Origin of the sequence: Burkholderia sp. IO2, assembly GCF_029522185.1 — a bacterium.
Lineage (GTDB): Bacteria > Pseudomonadota > Gammaproteobacteria > Burkholderiales > Burkholderiaceae > Burkholderia > Burkholderia cenocepacia.
Map to the genome: position 1 here is coordinate 61,966 of NZ_JAKWFH010000011.1, position 17,020 is coordinate 78,985.

General features: G+C 66.6%; 12 protein-coding genes and 2 tRNA genes. 9 read left to right on the top strand and 5 right to left on the bottom strand.

Annotated features, from left to right (window positions below):
• The first annotated feature begins 21 nt into the window (after positions 1-21).
• Positions 22-1,020, top strand: a complete 999-nt coding sequence (locus tag MMB92_RS09355; protein ID WP_058901553.1) for a 2-dehydropantoate 2-reductase — start codon at positions 22-24, stop codon at positions 1,018-1,020.
• A 190-nt stretch (positions 1,021-1,210) separates the two neighbouring features.
• Here MMB92_RS09355 and MMB92_RS09360 read toward each other — a convergent pair whose 3' ends face one another.
• Both MMB92_RS09360 and MMB92_RS09365 read right to left on the bottom strand, forming a co-directional pair.
• Positions 1,211-1,660, bottom strand: coding sequence for a MarR family transcriptional regulator (locus MMB92_RS09360; RefSeq protein ID WP_006478574.1), 450 nt, complete (start codon positions 1,658-1,660; stop codon positions 1,211-1,213).
• A 62-nt stretch (positions 1,661-1,722) separates the two neighbouring features.
• Positions 1,723-2,868, bottom strand: coding sequence for a glycerate kinase (locus tag MMB92_RS09365; RefSeq protein WP_058901551.1), 1,146 nt, complete (start codon positions 2,866-2,868; stop codon positions 1,723-1,725).
• Positions 2,869-3,259: 391 nt separating this feature from the next.
• Between MMB92_RS09365 and tig the strand changes: the two genes are divergently transcribed.
• From tig to MMB92_RS09400, 7 genes are all read left to right on the top strand, one after another.
• Entirely contained in the window at positions 3,260-4,606 is a 1,347-nt protein-coding gene (gene tig, locus MMB92_RS09370; protein WP_006489335.1) for a trigger factor, read from the top strand.
• A gap of 140 nt (positions 4,607-4,746) precedes the next feature.
• Complete coding sequence (clpP, locus tag MMB92_RS09375; RefSeq protein ID WP_006496351.1) at positions 4,747-5,400, top strand: ATP-dependent Clp endopeptidase proteolytic subunit ClpP; 654 nt, start codon at positions 4,747-4,749, stop codon at positions 5,398-5,400.
• A 163-nt stretch (positions 5,401-5,563) separates the two neighbouring features.
• Positions 5,564-6,835 carry an ATP-dependent Clp protease ATP-binding subunit ClpX gene (clpX, locus tag MMB92_RS09380; RefSeq protein ID WP_277562671.1) on the top strand — a complete coding sequence of 424 codons (1,272 nt, stop codon included), beginning with the start codon at positions 5,564-5,566 and terminating at the stop codon, positions 6,833-6,835.
• Positions 6,836-7,032: 197 nt separating this feature from the next.
• Entirely contained in the window at positions 7,033-9,456 is a 2,424-nt protein-coding gene (gene lon, locus MMB92_RS09385; RefSeq protein WP_006489349.1) for an endopeptidase La, read from the top strand.
• Positions 9,457-9,660: 204 nt separating this feature from the next.
• Positions 9,661-9,736, top strand: a tRNA-Val gene (locus tag MMB92_RS09390).
• A 23-nt stretch (positions 9,737-9,759) separates the two neighbouring features.
• Positions 9,760-9,836: transfer RNA gene (locus MMB92_RS09395), tRNA-Asp, on the top strand.
• Positions 9,837-10,245: 409 nt separating this feature from the next.
• Positions 10,246-12,180, top strand: coding sequence for a SurA N-terminal domain-containing protein (locus MMB92_RS09400; RefSeq protein ID WP_006496352.1), 1,935 nt, complete (start codon positions 10,246-10,248; stop codon positions 12,178-12,180).
• Between the two features lie 74 nt (positions 12,181-12,254).
• Here MMB92_RS09400 and MMB92_RS09405 read toward each other — a convergent pair whose 3' ends face one another.
• A complete protein-coding gene (locus MMB92_RS09405; RefSeq protein WP_006489343.1) occupies positions 12,255-12,923 on the bottom strand; it encodes an arylesterase in 669 nt (222 codons plus the stop codon).
• Between MMB92_RS09405 and MMB92_RS09410 the strand changes: the two genes are divergently transcribed.
• Positions 12,922-13,635 carry an ABC transporter ATP-binding protein gene (locus tag MMB92_RS09410; RefSeq protein ID WP_196432868.1) on the top strand — a complete coding sequence of 238 codons (714 nt, stop codon included), beginning with the start codon at positions 12,922-12,924 and terminating at the stop codon, positions 13,633-13,635. The genes MMB92_RS09405 and MMB92_RS09410 overlap by 2 nt on opposite strands.
• A gap of 69 nt (positions 13,636-13,704) precedes the next feature.
• On the opposite strand, the gene pgi is transcribed toward MMB92_RS09410, so the two are convergent.
• The gene (pgi, locus tag MMB92_RS09415; RefSeq protein WP_034201616.1) at positions 13,705-15,327 is read right to left on the bottom strand and encodes a glucose-6-phosphate isomerase; all 1,623 of its coding nucleotides are present in this window, start codon (positions 15,325-15,327) and stop codon (positions 13,705-13,707) included.
• A gap of 111 nt (positions 15,328-15,438) precedes the next feature.
• Positions 15,439-16,983 (bottom strand): NAD(P)H-hydrate dehydratase, encoded by a 1,545-nt coding sequence (locus MMB92_RS09420; RefSeq protein ID WP_062910561.1) that lies wholly within the window; start codon positions 16,981-16,983, stop codon positions 15,439-15,441.
• Positions 16,984-17,020 lie beyond the last annotated feature (37 nt).

Here is a 17,020-nt window from a genome sequence, read left to right on the forward strand (position 1 = left end):
TCCAGGAGACGGAATGCCATCATGAACGACACGAATTCAGGGTCGGTGCGCGCGGCGGTGGTCGGCGTCGGCGCGATCGGCGGTCTGCTCGCGGCCGCGCTGTCGCGAGCCGGCATGACCGTGAGCGCATATGCGCGCGGCGCGACGCTCGATGCGCTGAATACGCACGGCGTGCGCGTGATCGACGAGGCGGGCGCAATCTCGTCGGTGCCGGTGCGCGCCAGCGACGATGCGGCCGCGCTCGGCGTGCAGGACTACGTGGTGATCGCGCTGAAGGCGCAGGCGCTGCCCGCGCTGGCCAGGCGCATTGCGCCGCTGGTCGGGCCGGACACCGTGATCGTCGCGGCGATGAACGGGCTGCCATGGTGGTTCACGCACGGGCTCGGAGGCGCGATCGACGGCGTGCCGCTCGATGCGGTCGATCCGGCCGGCGCGGTGTCGGCCGCGTTGCCGCCGGCGCAGGCGATCGGCTGCGTCGTGCACCTGTCGTCGAGTACCGACGCGCCCGGCGTCGTGCGTCGCGGGCGCGGCAACCGGCTGATCGTCGGCACGCCCGATCCGCGGCTCGACATGGCCACGGCGCGGTTCGCCGCGGCGCTCGCGGCGGGCGGTTTCGACGTCGAGTCGACGCGCGCGATCCGGACCGAGATCTGGACGAAGCTGTGGGGCAACATGAACATGAACCCGTTGAGCGCGCTGACCGGGTCGACGGCCGAGCAGTTGCTCGACGATCCGTTCACGCAGGATCTCGCGCTGCGGATGATGGAGGAGGCGGCCGCGATCGGTGCGAAGCTCGGCCTGTCCACCGGGATGAGCGGCCCCGAGCGGATCGCGGTCACGCGCAAGCTCGGCGCGTTCAAGACGTCGATGCTCCAGGATTTCGAGGCGGGGCGCTCGCTCGAGATCGGGCCGATCCTCGGCGTGTTTCCGGAGCTCGGCCGCAAGCTTGGCGTGCCGACGCCGTATTGCGACGCGGTGCTGGGGTTGTTGCGCCAGCGCGCGACGAACAGCGGGTTGTAGCGCGACGAGGCCGCTGAATGCGCGGCCGCCGCCGGTAACGTGGCAACACGCGCTTCACGCGATGCCGCCGCATGATGCAAAACGGGCCGCCCGGATTGCGCGTGACGCGACCCGGGCGGCCTGTCTGATTCGTCGGATCAATGCTGCGCGCAGCACCCGGCCATCGCGCGATGCCGGGCCGGCGCGCGGCTCAGTCGTCGCGTTCGGTCGCGTGCGCGACGACCTTGTCGAGCAGCCGCTCGAACGTCTGGCGCTCGCTGTCGGACAGGCACGCGAGCAAGCCGTCGTTCCACTTGCGCACGATCGGCATGATCTTGCGATGCAGCGCCCGGCCGTCGGTGGTCAGCGCGATCAGCACGATCCGGCCGTCCTCGTCGCTCGCGCTGCGCTCGAGCAGCCCCTGGCGCAGCAGTGCTTCGGCCGCGCGGCTCGCCTGGCTCTTGTCGAGGTTGGTGTGGCGCGCGAGATCCATGATCGAGAACGGGCCGAATGCGCCGACGGCGGCGATCACGCGCGCCTCGGGCAGCGAGATGTCGAGCTTGTGCCGGTACACCTCGCCGATCCCGCGGTCGGAGCGCTTCGTGAGCGCATGGAGGCGATAGGTCAGAAACTGATCGAGCCCGGCTTGACGGCCTTTCATGTCGAATCCTGAAGAAAAAGGGCGGGCCCGATTGTTCCTGTATCGCGCGCTCGGGTCAACGGTCAGTGTGCACCGTACTTCAGGCGTGTCAACTGTTCCGCTTCGTTCGCGAGCAGATCGGCCGCATCGCGGATCGCGACGTCGAGCGTGATCGGCCCGGGGGCCGGCGAAAAGCAGCCGGAGAAATGCTCGGACAGGCGCGGCAGCGCGGCCGGGTCGACCGCGCCCGACAGCAGCGAGGCGGGGACGCCAGCGGCCTGCGCGTGCCGGCACGCGATGAACGGCGCCTTGCCGTGCAGCGTCTGAACGTCGGAGCGGCCTTCGCCGGTGATCAGCCAGTCGGCGCCGGCGAGCGCGGCGTCGAGCCCGACCTGGCGCGCGACGACTTCGGCGCCGGCCTCGAACCGCGCGCCGAGCATGTGCAGCGCGAAACCCAGGCCGCCGGCGGCGCCCGCGCCGGGCAGATCGCGGCCGCGGCGGTCGAGCGCGGCTTCGAGCAGATCGGCGAAGTGGCCGAGCGCGGCATCGAGGGTCGCAACCTGCGCGGCCGTCACACCCTTTTGCGGACCGAACACGGCAGTGGCGCCGTGGGCGCCCGTCAGCGGGTTGTCGACGTCGGACATGCCGACGAATTCCGTTTCCTCCAGGCGCGCATCGAGCCCCGACGCGTCGATGCGCGCGATGTCGGCGAGCCGCGACGGCACGGGCTCGACCGGCTGGCCGCTCGCGTCGAAGCATTGCAGGCCGAGGCCCGCGAGCAGCCCGGCGCCCGCGTCGTTGGTGCTGCTGCCGCCGAGCGCGACGAAGAAGCGGCGCACGCCGTCGTCGAGCAGCGCGCGGATCGCCTCGCCCATTCCGCGCGTGCTGCGCGCGTCGACCGGCACGCTCATGCCGACCGGATCGGTAATGCCGACGATCTCGGCCGTTTCGACGATCGCGGTGCGCGCATCGATCACGCCGACCGCCGCGTCGCGTGCCGCCAGCGACGCGCCGGCCACCCGCAGCGTGCGCCGCGTACCGCCACCCGCCAGCATCGCGTCGAGCGTGCCTTCGCCGCCGTCGGCCATCGGGCAGCAGCGCACCACGGCGTCGGGCCGGGCGCGGCGGATGCCGGTGGCGATCGCGTCCGCGACCTGCTCGGCGGAAAGCGAGCCTTTGAACGAATCGGGCGCGATGACGACGACAGGCGCGGACGGGTGTTGCGGCATGGTGTCTCCGGAAGGCGTGATTGGTGTGAAGAATGCGCGGTGAGGCGACGAGCGGGCTCACACGCAATCGGAGCTTACAGGATGGCGGGCCCGTGGTGGATACGCCGTTCGGCATAGCGGCGATCTGCATGCGTCGCCGCGCAACGGGCCGTCGACGTGGCGGGGACACACGCGTGTCGCGCTGATCTGGCGGTACGAGGAAAATTGTTTGCTAGAATAGTCGATTCTTCCGGCCAAAGCCGTGCTCCGAGCCGCTTGCGCTAGCCATCCGGCGCGTGCAGGGATGGCGTGGCGCTCCGGCGCGGCGTGCGAGTGCGACGCACCGCACGCTGCAGGCAGGCACGGCAAGGAAAACCCGATTCGCTCGAATAATTTTAGGACGATTGAAGCCATGGCTAACGTTGTTGAGAACCTCGGCAAGCTTGAACGCCGCGTGACGATTTCCCTGCCGAAAGACACCGTGCAGAAGGAAATCGACGCCCGTATCCAGAAACTCGCGAAGAACGTGCGCATGCCGGGTTTCCGCCCGGGCAAGGTGCCGCTCAAGATGGTCGCGCAACAGTACTCGGGCCAGGTCGAAGCGGAAGTGCTGAGCGACAAGATCGGCCAGGAATTCTTCACGATCAGCCGCGCGGAAAACCTGCGCGTCGCCGGCCAGCCGAGCTTCGAGCCGAAGCAGGAGCAGGCTGAAGATGCATACGCGTTCGACGCGACGTTCGAGGTTTACCCGGAAGTGAAGATCGGCGATCTGGCGACGGCTGAAGTCGAGCGCTCGACGACGACGATCGGCGACGCCGAAATCGACCGCACGCTGGACATCCTGCGCAAGCAGCGCGTGCACTTCCACGCACGCGGCGAAGCCGGCGAGCACGGCGACGGCGGCGCGGACACCGCAGCGAAGAACGGCGACCGCGTGACGGTCGACTTCGTCGGCAAGATCGACGATGTCGCGTTCCAGGGCGGCACGGCCGAAGATTTCCCGTTCGTGCTCGGCGAAGGCCGCATGCTGCCGGAATTCGAGACGGCGGCGCTGGGCCTGAAGGTCGGCGAACAGCGTACGTTCGACCTCAAGTTCCCGGATGATTACCACGGCAAGGACGTCGCCGGCAAAACGGCACAGTTCACGGTCACGATGAAGAAGATCGAGTGGCCGCACCTGCCGGAAATCGACGCTGAATTCGCGAAGTCGCTCGGCATCGAAGACGGCGACCTCACGAAGATGCGCGCCGAGATCAAGGAAAACCTCGAGCGCGAAGCGAAGCGTCGCACGCAGTCGATCGTCAAGAACCAGGTGATGGACGCGCTGCTGAAGATTTCCGAACTCGACGTGCCGAAGGCGCTGATCGAGCAGGACCAGCAACGTCTCGTCGAAATGGCTCGCCAGGATCTGGCGCAGCGCGGCGTGCCGAACGCGAAGGACGCACCGATCCCGGCCGAGATGTTCGCCGAGCAGGCCGAGCGCCGCGTGAAGCTGGGTCTCGTGCTGGCTGAACTCGTGAAGGCGAACGGCCTCGAAGCGAAGCCGGAACAGATCCGCGCGGAAGTCGACGAGTTCGCGAAGAGCTACGAAGACCCGAAGGAAGTGGTCCGCTGGTATTATTCCAACCAGCAGCGCCTCGCCGAGATGGAAGCGTTCGTCGTTGAAAGCAACGTCGTCGACTTCGTGCTGGGCAAGGCAAAGGTGACGGACAAGGAAGTGAGCTTCGAGGCACTCGCGAGCGCATCGGCGCAAGCGTAAGTGTTGCTCTAGCGGCGTGCCGGCTGTCGGAGCGACGGCCCGCACGCCGTTTTTACGTCAAGCGCACGGTTGCCATTAATATGGCGATTGAGCGGGCGGCTTCCTTCCGTTCAATTTTCCATTCGAACAAGGTTCATTGAATGATCACTCGCGCTGAATTGCTGGACATGCTTGCTTCGAACGCGCCGCAGGGTTTCGAGGCGCAAGCGCTGGGGCTGGTGCCGATCGTCGTCGAAACGAGCGGCCGCGGCGAGCGTTCGTACGATATCTATTCGCGTCTCCTGAAGGAGCGCCTGGTGTTCATGGTCGGCGAAGTGAACGACCAGACCGCCAACCTCGTGGTCGCGCAATTGCTGTTCCTCGAGAGCGAGAATCCCGACAAGGACATCAGCCTCTACATCAACAGCCCGGGCGGCTCGGTGTCGGCCGGGATGGCGATCTACGACACGATGCAGTTCATCAAGCCGGACGTGTCGACCCTGTGCATGGGCCTCGCGGCCAGCATGGGCGCGTTCCTGCTCGCGTCGGGCGCGAAGGGCAAGCGCTTCGCGCTGCCGAATTCGCGTGTGATGATTCACCAGCCGCTGGGCGGCGCGCGCGGCCAGGCATCCGACATCGAGATCCAGGCACGCGAGATCCTCTACCTGAAGGAACGGTTGAACAACCTGCTCGCGCAGCACACGGGCCAGGACGTCGAGCGCATCGCGCGCGACACCGACCGTGATAACTTCATGTCGAGCGAGGACGCGAAGGCGTACGGGCTGATCGATCAGGTGCTGCTGAAGCGCCCGTGAGCTTAAACGGGGTGCCGCCCCGATTCGCGCGGCGCCCCGCAACGTCCCGAGTGCCCTGAGCATCTGCGGCAAGCGCATCCAGCCGGCTCCGGTCGCGCCCTAGGCGCGGCGTTCGGAGCAATCGGCGTATCATGTCATTTACCTGTCCGGAGGCTCTACATTCATGGCGGACAAAAAAGGTTCGAACAGCGAGAAGCTGTTGTATTGCTCGTTTTGCGGGAAGAGCCAGCATGAGGTGAAAAAACTCATCGCGGGCCCGTCGGTGTTCATCTGCGATGAATGTATCGACCTCTGCAACGAAATCATTCGCGACGAGGCGGCTGCCGCCGGCGTCGAGGCCAGCCTGTCCCGGTCGGATCTGCCGAGCCCGCAGGAAATTCGCGACATCCTCGATCAGTACGTGATCGGCCAGGAGCGCGCGAAGAAAATCCTCGCGGTGGCCGTGTACAACCACTACAAGCGCCTGAAGCATCTCGACAAGAAGGACGACGTCGAGCTGTCGAAGAGCAACATCCTGCTGATCGGCCCGACGGGCTCCGGCAAGACGCTGCTCGCGCAGACGCTCGCGCGGTTGCTCAACGTGCCGTTCGTGATCGCCGACGCGACGACGCTGACCGAAGCCGGCTACGTCGGCGAGGACGTCGAGAACATCATCCAGAAGCTGTTGCAGAACTGCAACTACGAGGTCGACAAGGCTCAGCGCGGGATCGTCTACATCGACGAAATCGACAAGATCAGCCGCAAGTCGGACAACCCGTCGATCACGCGCGACGTGTCGGGCGAGGGCGTCCAGCAGGCGCTGCTGAAGCTCGTCGAGGGCACGATGGCGTCGGTGCCGCCGCAGGGCGGCCGCAAGCACCCGAACCAGGATTTCATCCAGGTCGACACGACCAACATCCTGTTCATCTGCGGCGGCGCGTTCGACGGTCTCGAAAAGGTGATCACCGATCGCACCGAGAAGACCGGCATCGGCTTCGGCGCGACGGTCAAGAGCAAGCAGGAACGCGACGCGGGCGAAGTGCTGCGCGAAACGGAACCGGAAGACCTGATCAAATTCGGTCTGATCCCCGAATTGATCGGCCGCCTGCCGGTGGTCGCGACGCTCGGCAAGCTGGACGAAGCCGCGCTGATGAAGATCCTGGTCGAGCCGAAGAATGCGCTCGTCAAGCAGTATCACAAGCTGTTCGCGATGGAGCGTGTCGAGCTGGAAATCCTGCCGGGCGCGTTGCAGGCAGTCGCCCGCAAGGCGATTCGCCGCAAGACCGGCGCGCGCGGTTTGCGTTCGATCATCGAACAGGCGTTGCTCGACGTGATGTACGAGCTGCCGACGATGAAAGGGGTCAGCAAGGTCATCATCGACGAGAACGTCATCGATGGGGACGGCAAGCCCTTGCTGATCTACGAGGACACGCCGAAGGTGGCGGGTTCGAACTGACCGGCTTGCCGACGATGTTCAGCGAAAAAGGCCGTTCATGAGTCCGTGGGCGGCTTTTTTTCGTTTATCTTGTGGGTAACTCTGACTCGACACGCGGTGGTTACTTTCTTACCGAATATTTCCCGCACTTGAAGGCTTGCAATTCGTTGTGGCGGCCTCAATTACCGAACAATTGATTCCACTCATGGGGAAATGAAATGTCAGGCACCCAACTTCTCCCGCCGGAACGCATCACGCTCCCGCTGCTGCCGCTGCGGGACGTCGTCGTTTTCCCGCACATGGTCATTCCGCTCTTCGTGGGCCGGCCGAAATCGATCAAGGCCCTCGAAGCAGCGATGGAAGGCGGCAAGCACATCATGCTCGTCGCCCAGAAAACCGCGGCCAAGGACGAACCGACCGAAAAGGACATGTACGAGGTCGGTTGTATCGCCAACATCCTGCAGATGCTGAAGCTGCCGGACGGCACCGTGAAGGTGCTCGTCGAGGGCCTGCAGCGTGCGAAGGCATTGTCCATCGAAGAACAGGAGACCCAATTCTCCTGCGAAGTGATGCCGCTCGAGCCCGATCACGCCGACAGCGCCGAAACGGAAGCGCTGCGCCGTGCGATCGTGTCGCAGTTCGATCAGTACGTGAAGCTGAACAAGAAGATCCCGCCGGAGATTCTCACGTCGCTGTCGGGCATCGACGAAGCAGGCCGCCTCGCCGACATGATCGCCGAGCGCCTGCCGCTGAAGCTCGACCAGAAGCAGCACATCCTCGAGATGTTCCCGGTCATCGAGCGCCTCGAGCACCTGCTCGCGCAACTCGAAGCCGAGATCGACATCCTGCAGGTCGAAAAGCGCATCCGCGGGCGCGTGAAGCGCCAGATGGAAAAGAGCCAGCGCGAGTACTACCTGAACGAACAGGTCAAGGCGATCCAGAAGGAACTGGGCGAAGGCGAAGAAGGCGCGGATCTCGAGGAGCTCGAGAAGCGCATCAACGCCGCGCGCATGCCGAAGGAAGCCAAGAAGAAGGCCGACGCCGAGCTGAAGAAGCTGAAGCTGATGTCGCCGATGTCGGCGGAAGCCACCGTCGTGCGCAACTACATCGACACGCTGATCGGCCTGCCGTGGCGCAAGAAGAGCAAGGTCAACAACGACCTGTCGAACGCCGAGCAGGTGCTCGACGAGGATCACTTCGGCCTCGAGAAGGTCAAGGAACGGATCCTCGAGTACCTCGCGGTGCAACAGCGCGTGGACAAGGTCAAGGCGCCGATCCTGTGCCTCGTCGGGCCTCCGGGCGTCGGCAAGACCTCGCTCGGCCAGTCGATCGCCCGTGCGACGAACCGCAAGTTCGTCAGGATGGCGCTCGGCGGCGTGCGTGACGAAGCCGAGATCCGCGGCCACCGCCGCACGTATATCGGTTCGATGCCGGGCAAGATCCTGCAAAGCCTCGCGAAGGTCGGCGTGCGCAATCCGCTCTTCCTGCTCGACGAAGTCGACAAGATGGGCATGGATTTCCGCGGCGATCCGTCGTCGGCGCTGCTCGAAGTGCTCGATCCGGAACAGAACCACACGTTCGCCGACCACTACATCGAGGTCGACTTCGATCTGTCGGACGTGATGTTCGTCGCGACGTCGAACTCGCTGAACATCCCGCCGCCGCTGCTCGACCGGATGGAAGTGATCCGTCTGTCGGGCTACACGGAAGACGAGAAGGTCAGCATTGCCCAGCGTTACCTGCTGCCGAAGCAGAAGAAGAACAACGGGCTGAAGGAAGGCGAGATCGACGTCACCGAGCAGGCGATCCGCGACATCATCCGCTACTACACGCGCGAAGCCGGTGTGCGTTCGCTCGAGCGGGAAGTGTCGAAGATCTGCCGCAAGGTCGTGAAGATGCTGCTGCTGAAGAAGGCATCGGGCGCGATCAAGGTCGATGGCGAAAATCTCGACACGTTCCTCGGCGTGCGCAAGTACGACTTCGGCCTCGCGGCGAAGGAAAACCAGGTCGGTCAGGTGACGGGCCTCGCGTGGACGGAAGTCGGCGGCGATCTGCTGACGATCGAAGCCGCGGTGATGCCCGGCAAGGGCAACGTGATTCGTACGGGTTCGCTCGGCGACGTGATGAAGGAGTCGGTCGAGGCCGCACGTTCGGTCGTGCGCTCGCGTTCGCGCCGTCTGGGCATCAAGGACGAAGCGTTCGAGAAGCAGGACATCCACATCCACGTGCCGGAAGGCGCGACGCCGAAGGACGGTCCGTCCGCCGGCGGTGCGATGACGACCGCGCTGGTATCGGTGCTGACGGGTATCCCCGTGCGTGCCGATGTCGCGATGACGGGCGAAATCACGTTGCGTGGCGAAGTGCTGCCGATCGGCGGGCTGAAGGAAAAGCTGCTGGCTGCGCATCGCGGCGGCATCAAGCTCGTGCTGATCCCGGAAGAAAACGTGAAGGATCTCGCGGACATTCCGGACAACGTGAAGAACGCGATCGAGATCGTGCCGGTCCGCTGGATCGACAAGGTGCTGGAGCTCGCGCTCGAGCGTTCGCCGACGCCGCTGCCGCCGGAAGAAGAAGCGAAGGCAGCAGCGCCGGTCGGTGAGGCGGCGAAGGATGCCGGCTCGACCGAAGTGGTCAAGCACTGAAGCCCTGAACGCCGTCGTTGCTGACGGCCGTTCACGAAACCCGCGGCGCTGTCCGCGGGTTTTTTATGCGTATCGGAATCGTGCGCGCGCGCGTTAAAAAAATTCGCGTGCGGGCTTGGCAAAATGATCGGGGATGAATTAAACTTGCGGGCTCGCTGATTGTTGATGCGGAAACGCAGATCGCAGTCAGAACGAATCGGAAACGGGTGCTTAGCTCAGCTGGTAGAGCGGCGCCCTTACAAGGCGTAGGTCGGGGGTTCGAACCCCTCAGCACCCACCAGTTTCCCGATTCAGCCAGACCAAGGAGCGGTAGTTCAGTCGGTTAGAATACCGGCCTGTCACGCCGGGGGTCGCGGGTTCGAGTCCCGTCCGCTCCGCCAGAAAATGAAGAAGCCCGCCTCGTGCGGGCTTTTTCATTTGCATCGTTCGTCGTGCCCGCTTGCGGGCAGTGTGACGGCGGGGCGGAGGAAGCCGCCTGCGCGGCTTGCGGCGGGACGAGAAGGGATGCGCGTGTACGCGCATCCGCGGCCTGCGGGATGCAGGCGAGTCTCGTCCGCTCCGCCAAACAAACGACAGTGCCCGCGTCGTGCGGGCATTGTCGTTTGTGCATTCGGGCATTCGGTTTTGCGCCCGCTGGCGGGTGCGTGAAGAAGCCCGTCTCTCGTGCCGGCTTTTTCATTTCTCGTGTCCCGTTGTCGCATCCCGCTCGCGCACGGTACGTCTGCGTTTTTTCCCGTCCCACCCCGTATGTTGTAATATCGGACGTTTTGTCCAATTTTCCCGTCACGCATGCTCGATTTCTTCCGTAATCACCAGCGCCTGATGATGGCGCTCCTGCTCCTGATCGTGTTGCCGGGGCTGGGTTTCGTCGGGATCCAAGGCTTCCGCGGCTTCTTCGACGACAGTGCGAACGTCGCGGCAGTCAACGGGCACAAGATCACGCGGGTCGAATTCGACGGCGCGTTTCGCCAGCAGATCGACCAGGCGCGCCAGGCGCTCGGCGGGCAGTTCGACATCAAGATGTTCGACACGCCCGAGCATCGCAAGCAGGTCCTCGACGGCCTGATCCAGCAACGCGTGCTGGCCGACGAGACGCAACGTCTGCACCTGACCGCCTCCGACAACGCCGTACGCGACGCGCTGATGAGCGACCCGATGATCGCGTCGCTGAAGAAGCCCGACGGATCGATCGACGTCGAACGCTATGCACAGCTGCTGTCGTTCCAGGGAATGACGCCCGAGCAGTACCAGGAGCGCGTGCGTTACAGCCTCGCGCTGCAGCAGATTCCGGCGAGCATCGTGTCGAGTGCGTTCACGCCGAAGAGCCTCGCGCAACGCCTGTCCGAACTCGCCGCGCAACAGCGTGAAGTGCAGGCGCTCGTGCTGAAGACGAGCGACTTCGCAGCGAAGGTGCAGCCGACCGACGCGCAGCTCACCGCGTACTACGACGCACACAAGCAGAGCTTCGCGACGCCGGAAACCGCGACGATCCAGTACCTCGTCTATTCGCCGGCCGCAGCGGCCGCGAGCGCGCAGCCGACCGAAGCGGACATCAAGAAGTTCTACGACGACAATCCGACGCACTTCCGTACCGAAGCGCAGGTGCGCGTGAGCCACATCTTCATCGCCGCGCCGGGCAGCGCCAGCGCGGCCGACAAGGCGGCCGCGAAAGCGAAGGCCGAGCAATTGCTCGCCGACGTGAAGGCGCATCCGGACCAGTTCGCGCAGATCGCGCAGAAGAGCTCGCAGGACGCGCCGTCGGCGGCGAAGGGCGGCGACCTCGGCTTCATCACGCGCGGCTCGACCGCGGGCGGCAAGGCGTTCGACGATGCCGCGTTCTCGCTGAAGCAGGGCGACGTGAGCGGTATCGTGCAGTCGGATCTCGGTTTCCACATCCTGAAGGCGACCGAAGTGAAGCCGGCGGTCGTCAAACCGTTCGCGGAAGTGAAGGACCAGATCGCGATCGACCTGAAGCAGCAGTACGCATCGAAGGCGTTCTCGGACAACGCGGAAGGGTTCACGTCGACCGTCTACGAAAAGGCGAAGACGCTGCAGCCGGCCGCGGACAAGTACAAGCTGACGATCCAGACGGCCACCGTCACGCCGACGCCGAATCCGCAACTGCCGGCGACGAGCCCGCTGAACAACGCGAAATTCCTCGCCGCCGTGTTCGCGAACGACTCGGTGAAGAACCAGAACAACACGCAGGCGATCGACGTCGGCAACAATACGTTGATCTCCGCGCGCGTGACCGACTACAAGCCGGCTGCCGTGCCCGCACTCGATGCGATCAAGGACGTCGTGCGCCAGAAGGTCATCGCCGAGCAAGCCGCGGAACTCGCGAAGAAGGATGGGGCGGCGAAGCTGGCCGAGCTGCAGAAGTCGAAGTCGACCGACGGCTTCGCGGCCGCGCAGAAGGTGTCGCGCACGCAATCGCAGGGCCTGACGCCGGCTGCGCTGAGCGCCGTCTACAAGGTCGATGCGAAGACGCTGCCGGCGTACGTCGGGGTCGATCTTGGTGCGGACGGTTATGCGATCTATCGCGTGAACGCGGTGATCCCGGGTTCGGCGGTCGATCCGCAGCAACTGGCGGCCGCGCAGCAGCAGATGGCGCAGGTCGACGCGCAAAGCGAAGGCGAGGCGTATCTCGCCGCGCTGCGCGATCGCTCGAAGGTGAAGCTGTACGGCACGACGGCCAGCCAGCAGCAAGACGGCGACAACTGAACGTCGTTTCGCCCGCAACCATCAAAAAGCCCCGCTCGAAGCGGGGCTTTTTGTTTTCCGGTGCGCGGCTGCGCTCAGCCGTGCGGCTTGCCGAGCAACGGTTTCAGCGCCGGCCACACGTTGTCGAGCAGAATGCCCTGGGCTTGCTGCGCGGGATGCATCTGGTCGGCCTGGAACATCTCCGGCTTGTTCTCGATACCGGCCAGCAGGAACGGCACGAGCGGCACGGCGAGGTCCTTCGACAGCCGCGTATAGACCGCGTGGAACTTCTGCGTGTAGTCGGGGCCGTAATTGGGCGGCACGTACATGCCGACCAGCACGACCTTCGCCCGCGCACGCTGCGCACTGGCGATGATGTCGCGCAGGTTCTGCTCGGTCGTCGCGAGCGGCACGCCGCGCAGCGCATCGTTCGAACCGAGTTCGACGACGACGATCGACGGCTTGAGTCGCTGCAGCACCGCGGGCAACCGCGCACGGCCGCCGCTCGTGGTGTCGCCGCTGACGCTGGCGTTCGCGACGCTATAATCGATTCGCTCGGTCGTGAGCCGTTGCCGCAGCAGTGCAACCCAGCCTGTGTCGCGCGGCAGTCCGTATTCGGCCGAGAGACTGTCGCCGAGCACGACGATCACGGGCTGGCTCGATGCCGACGCCGTCGCGGCGCGCGCGGGTACGGTGACGGCCAGCAGGGTGCCCAGCAGCGCGGCGGCCGCCGCGCGTCTTTTCCAGCGAAATGTCGTGTCCATGTTCAAGATTACCGATCCGATCATCGAAGTCCATGACGTGTGCAAGCGGGTTGCCGATGCAACGGGCGAGCTGACGATCCTCGACGGCATCACGCTCGCCGTGCAACCGGGCAGCAGCCTCGCGATCGTCGGCGCATCGGGGTCGGGCAAATCGACGCTGCTCGGCCTGCTTGCGGGGTTGGACAGCGCGACGAGCGGCACGGTTCGCCTGCTCGGCCGCGCGCTCGACCAGCTCGACGAGGACGAGCGCGCGGCGCTGCGCAACGGCGCGGTCGGATTCGTGTTCCAGTCGTTCCAGTTGATGCCGCACCTGACGGCGCTCGAGAACGTGATGCTGCCGCTCGAACTGCAGGGCGGCATCAGCGCGCGCGAGGCGGCCGAGCGTGCCCGGGCGCTGCTCGTGCAGGTCGGTCTGGGCGAACGCACCACGCATTATCCGAAGCTGCTGTCGGGCGGCGAACAGCAGCGCGTCGCACTCGCACGCGCGTTCGTCACGCGTCCGGCGATCCTGTTCGCCGACGAGCCGACCGGCAGCCTCGACGCGGCCACCGGCCACGCGGTCATCGACCTGATGTTCGAACTGAACCGCACGCACGGCGCGACACTCGTGCTCGTCACACACGATGCCGAACTCGCGCGCCGCTGTGCGACGACGGTGACGATCGAAGCGGGGCGCATCGTCGCGCCGCACGCGGCATCGCGCAACGCGTGAAGGGTCGTGCGGGCCGCGCAACCTGAGTGGCGCGGCCCGCACGGGCATGGGCGTTGATGCGTCAGTGCTTCAACGCTTGAGCGCCGCACGGGCGCGCTCGATCAGCGCGGTGGTCGACGAGTCGTGCTTCGCCGGGTCGACCGATTCGGCGGACAGGTCGGCTTCGACGACCTTGCCGAGAATCTTGCCGAGCTCGACGCCCCACTGGTCGAACGGATTGATGTCCCACACCGTCGCCTGCACCAGCACCTTGTGCTCGTAGAGCGCGATCAGCGCACCGAGCGCGCGCGGCGTCAGCGCATCGACGAGCAGCGTCGTGGTCGGGCGGTTGCCGGGGAACGTCAGGTGCGGCGCGAGCGCTTCCTTGCCGGGCCCGGCGACCTGGCGCGCTTCTTCGAGCGTGCGGCCGAGCATCAGCGCCTCGCTCTGCGCGAAGCAGTTCGCGAGCAGCTTCGGATGGTGGCTGGCGAGCGGATGCTCGGGCGTCAGCACCGCGATGAAGTCGATCGGCACGATCGTCGGCCCCTGGTGCAGCATCTGGAAGAACGCATGCTGGCCGTTGGTGCCCGGCTCGCCCCACGTGACGGCCGACGTCGGATAGTCGACGAAGGTGCCGTCCAGCCGCGCGGATTTGCCGTTGCTCTCCATTTCGAGCTGCTGCAGGTACGACGGCAGGTAGTGCAGCGCTTCCGAATACGGCGCGACGAGATAGCTCTGCGAGCCGAAGAAATTCCGGTACCAGATGCCGATCAGGCCGAGCAGCACCGGCAGGTTGCGCTCGAGCGGCGCTTCGCGGAAGTGGCGGTCCATGTCGTTCGCGCCGGCCAGCAGCTCGTCGAACTGCTCCGGGCCGACCGCGATCATGATCGACAGGCCGACCGCCGACCACAGCGAATAGCGGCCGCCGACCCAATCCCACATTTCGAACACGTTGTCCGCGGCGATGCCGAACTTCACGACTTCGGCCGGGTTCGCCGACACGCCGACGAAGTGCTTCGCGAGCGCGTCCTCGGGGCAGCCGCGCGCGACGAACCAGTCGCGCAGCGAGCGTGCGTTCGTCATCGTCTCGAGCGTCGTGAAGGTCTTCGACACGATGATCGCGAGCGTTTCCTCGGGATCGACCTGTTCGAGCACGCGCGCGAGATCGGCGCCGTCGACGTTCGACACGAAGTGGGTCGAGATCTCGGGCGTCGCGACGTGGTGCAGCGCATGCACGACCATCTTCGGCCCGAGATCCGAGCCGCCGATGCCGATGTTGATCACGTGGCGGATCCGCTTGCCCGTATAGCCCGTCCACGTGCCGCTGCGCACGGCGCGCGCGAACGTCGCCATCTTCGCGCGCTCGGCGCTCACCTGCGCGTGGAACGGCGCTTGCGGGTCGGTCGCGCGCAGCGCGGTGTGCAGCGCGGCGCGGCCTTCGGTCGGGTTGACGATCTCGCCCGCGAACATCGCGTCGCGGCGCGCTTCGACGCCCGCGTCGCGCGCGAGTTGCACGAGCAGGCGCACCGTTTCGTCGTCGATGCGGTTCTTCGAGAAATCGGCCGCAAGACCGCCGCCCGGAATCGTGAAGCGTTCGGCGCGGGTCGGCGCGCGGTCGTTTTCCGGCGCGAACCAGTCGCGCAGCCGCGCGTGGCGGATCTGTTCGAAGTGGGATTGAAGGGCAGTCCAGGCGGGGAGCGATTTCAGCGTCATGACGGTTCGAGTGAAGCGTGAATCGGGAGGAATGCCGCGCCGGCTCATCGGGATCGGAAAGCCGGCGGACGAGAAGGCCCGCCGTGCGGCGGGGCAGTCAGTATAGCGGCGTTACGTGTCGGCGCGCGGCGACGGATAAAAAAGGCGATTGATCAGCGTGCGCACCATCGGCGCGAGCTCGCCCGCGGTGAGCCCGGCCGGGCCGGTGCCGTTCGCGGTCAGCGTGTCGGCCGCGAGGCCGTGCAGGTAGACGCCGGCCAGCGCGGCTTCGTATGGCGCGACCCGTTGCGCGAGCAGCGCGCCGATCAGGCCGCCGAGCACGTCGCCGGTGCCGCCGGTGGCGAGCGCCGCGTTGCCGGTCGGGTTGATCGCTACGCGTCCGTCGGGCGCGGCGATCACCGTGCCCGAGCCTTTCAGCACGACGATGCCGGCGTAACGGGCGGCGAGCGTCTGCGCGGCCGCGACGCGATCGCGCTGCACCGCGGCCGTGTCGCTGCCGTGCAGGCGCGCGGCTTCGAGCGGATGCGGCGTCAGCACGCACGGCTTGCCGCGTGCGCCGCGCGCGGCGACGGCGGCCGCGAGGTCCGCGTGCGTCGCGACGAGGTTCAGCGCGTCGGCATCGAGCAGCGTCGGGAGGTCGTGCGCGAGCACGTCGCGCACGAGCGTCGCCGCGGCCTCGCGCGTGCCGAGCCCGCAACCGGCCGCGATCGCGGTCATCGCGCCGAGGTCGAGCGTGTCGGCCGGATGCAGCATCAGTTCGGGGAACGGCGGGTCGTACGGCGGCGCGCCCGCGCCAAGGAAGCCGACGTGCACCTTGCCGGCGCCCGCGAACAGCGCGGCGCGGGCGGCGAGGATCGGCGCGCCGCACATGCCCGTGTCGCCGCCGAGCACCGCGAGGCTGCCGTACGTGCCCTTGTGGGACGCGAAGGCGCGCGCGGGCAGCGCCGCGGCGAAGCGCGCGGGCGCATTCAGCACGATGGCCGGCGCGGCGGGCGGCGCGACGTCGAGCGACGCGACGTGGATCTCGCCGGCGAGATCGCGGCCGTCGCCCGTGTAGAGGCCGGGCTTCGCGCCGATGAAGGTGAGCGTGTGGGTGGCCGCGACGGCGACGCCCGCGCCGACGATCCGGCCCGTATCGCTGTCGAGCCCGCTCGGCACGTCGAGCGCGAGTACGCGGCCGCCGCTGCGCGCATGGGCGGCGATGCGTGCGGCCTGCTCCGCGAACGCGCCGTCGAGCGCACGGCCGAGGCCGATGCCGAACAGCCCGTCGACGACCCACGCGTAGCCCTCCAGCGACGCGGGCGCGGTGGCCGACAACGGCACGCCGGCGGTGCGCGCGAGGCCCAGCGCCCATTGCGCGTCGTCCGGCTTGACCGGCACCGGCATCCACGCATGCGTGGCGACACCGAGCTGCTGGAGCTGCGCGGCGGCCACCAGCGCGTCGCCGCCGTTGTTGCCGGGGCCGACCGCGAACCAGACGGGGCGATCGTCGCCGGCGACGCGTTCGGACAGCCAGTGCGCGGCGGCGGCGCCGGCGCGGCCCATCAGCGTGTGCGGCGGCAGCGCGGCGGCGGCGTCGGCTTCGGCCGCGCGCAGGTCGGCGACGCGCAGCAGTGCGATCGGATCGGAATCGGGAAGCGGGCGGGTAACGGTCATCGCGGGATCGTGGCGGCGGGCAAGGAGGCCGCCACGG

Coding starts and splice junctions, on each gene's coding strand:
- MMB92_RS09355 (WP_058901553.1), top strand. CDS start 22: ATGAACGACACGAATTCAGGGTCGGTGCGCGCGGCGGTGGTCGGCGTC.
- MMB92_RS09360 (WP_006478574.1), bottom strand. CDS start 1,660: ATGAAAGGCCGTCAAGCCGGGCTCGATCAGTTTCTGACCTATCGCCTC.
- MMB92_RS09365 (WP_058901551.1), bottom strand. CDS start 2,868: ATGCCGCAACACCCGTCCGCGCCTGTCGTCGTCATCGCGCCCGATTCG.
- tig (WP_006489335.1), top strand. CDS start 3,260: ATGGCTAACGTTGTTGAGAACCTCGGCAAGCTTGAACGCCGCGTGACG.
- clpP (WP_006496351.1), top strand. CDS start 4,747: ATGATCACTCGCGCTGAATTGCTGGACATGCTTGCTTCGAACGCGCCG.
- clpX (WP_277562671.1), top strand. CDS start 5,564: ATGGCGGACAAAAAAGGTTCGAACAGCGAGAAGCTGTTGTATTGCTCG.
- lon (WP_006489349.1), top strand. CDS start 7,033: ATGTCAGGCACCCAACTTCTCCCGCCGGAACGCATCACGCTCCCGCTG.
- MMB92_RS09400 (WP_006496352.1), top strand. CDS start 10,246: ATGCTCGATTTCTTCCGTAATCACCAGCGCCTGATGATGGCGCTCCTG.
- MMB92_RS09410 (WP_196432868.1), top strand. CDS start 12,922: ATGTTCAAGATTACCGATCCGATCATCGAAGTCCATGACGTGTGCAAG.
- MMB92_RS09405 (WP_006489343.1), bottom strand. CDS start 12,923: ATGGACACGACATTTCGCTGGAAAAGACGCGCGGCGGCCGCCGCGCTG.
- pgi (WP_034201616.1), bottom strand. CDS start 15,327: ATGACGCTGAAATCGCTCCCCGCCTGGACTGCCCTTCAATCCCACTTC.
- MMB92_RS09420 (WP_062910561.1), bottom strand. CDS start 16,983: ATGACCGTTACCCGCCCGCTTCCCGATTCCGATCCGATCGCACTGCTG.